This is a genomic window from Aliterella sp. E5.1 (assembly GCF_057473825.1).
In genome coordinates this window covers 1-1,040 of record NZ_JBYCCV010000483.1, presented here as the reverse complement: position 1 = coordinate 1,040, position 1,040 = coordinate 1, and the positions used below count along the sequence as shown (strand labels likewise).

1 protein-coding gene and 1 pseudogene are annotated in these 1,040 nt (G+C 47.1%); both read right to left on the bottom strand.

Going from position 1 to position 1,040, the window contains the following annotated elements; translation table 11 throughout:
* The coding region (locus tag AC2VE5_RS28415) for a crossover junction endodeoxyribonuclease RuvC (protein ID WP_486890857.1) at positions 1 to 184 on the bottom strand (184 nt) is incomplete at its 3' end.
* Between the two features lie 252 nt (positions 185 to 436).
* Positions 437 to 1,040: pseudogene (locus AC2VE5_RS28410) on the bottom strand (hypothetical protein); the annotation flags it as partial.

Below are 1,040 nucleotides of genomic sequence, written 5' to 3'. Positions count from 1 at the left end.
CTCCGCGATCTCCCCTCCTTCCCTCCCCGACGCTCTTCCGATCTGTCCGCACCAGCTGACTGCCCAGGCAGGTCACCTCACGGCCGACCTCGCGCACGGCGCCGAGGCCGAGGTTGGCGAGACCCGGATCGAGCCCGACGACGGTTAATGCACTACTTTCCTTGTGGGTACGGCTACCTAGCATTTGGCATGTTGTCCTGGTTTACTACAGACAGTTCCTAGATATTTCAGGCTGAGAGGTTTGTTTGGTTGAGAACCCAGGTTTGAGAAAGCGTCTGCAGTAGTTACAATTTTAGGAATCCAAACCCCAAGACGATTTTTGTTTTCGTGAGGTAATTCTGGAGTTGCTACGAAATAGCCTTGTAGAGCTGTCTCACCCTGCACCTCAAATACGATTGGTTGACTTGGCTGAGCCAGCTCAGCAGCGACTTCTCTTTCAATTTTGGTAAAGGATGACTGGAAAGATAATCTCTTTTGGTTTTGCAAGTTGCTCACGAATTTTTGCTGCTTGAGCCGTTCTTATCCATTGGTATCCTGCCAGATGAAAGAGCGACATGTAAGCAAAATGTAGATAGGTCAAAGTCGCGGTTCTTTTATTGAACTTACCCTTATAAGACAAAGTAACTTTTTTCTGTAAAATCTCTCCTGTATCAAACAGCCGTCGATTTTCAGCAAGAGTTAGCGGGTTGGAATGTTTGTCGCTAATTTCGGTTATTAGAGTGGGTTGACCGTCAATCTCTCTAAAAGAGTAGAAGCCGCCGATATGACCTTTAACCCCTTCTGTTTTCTCCGTAAACGGCAGTTTATCCGAGTTCAAGTAGTCAACCCGAGCTTTTTCATGTTTCTCTATCCGCGAGCCGATCTTAGAGTTACATTTGCAGCAAGCTAGTGTAAAAATACGGCCTCCTAGAGACTCAGGCCATAGATGAGCCCTGTTCAACCCAGCTAGAGAGTCGAAGATTTGCAAACAGAGTGGACAGACGAAACCATTGGATGAGTTTGGGTAAAACTCATCTGCCGCCTTGGTGAAGAAATCGAAT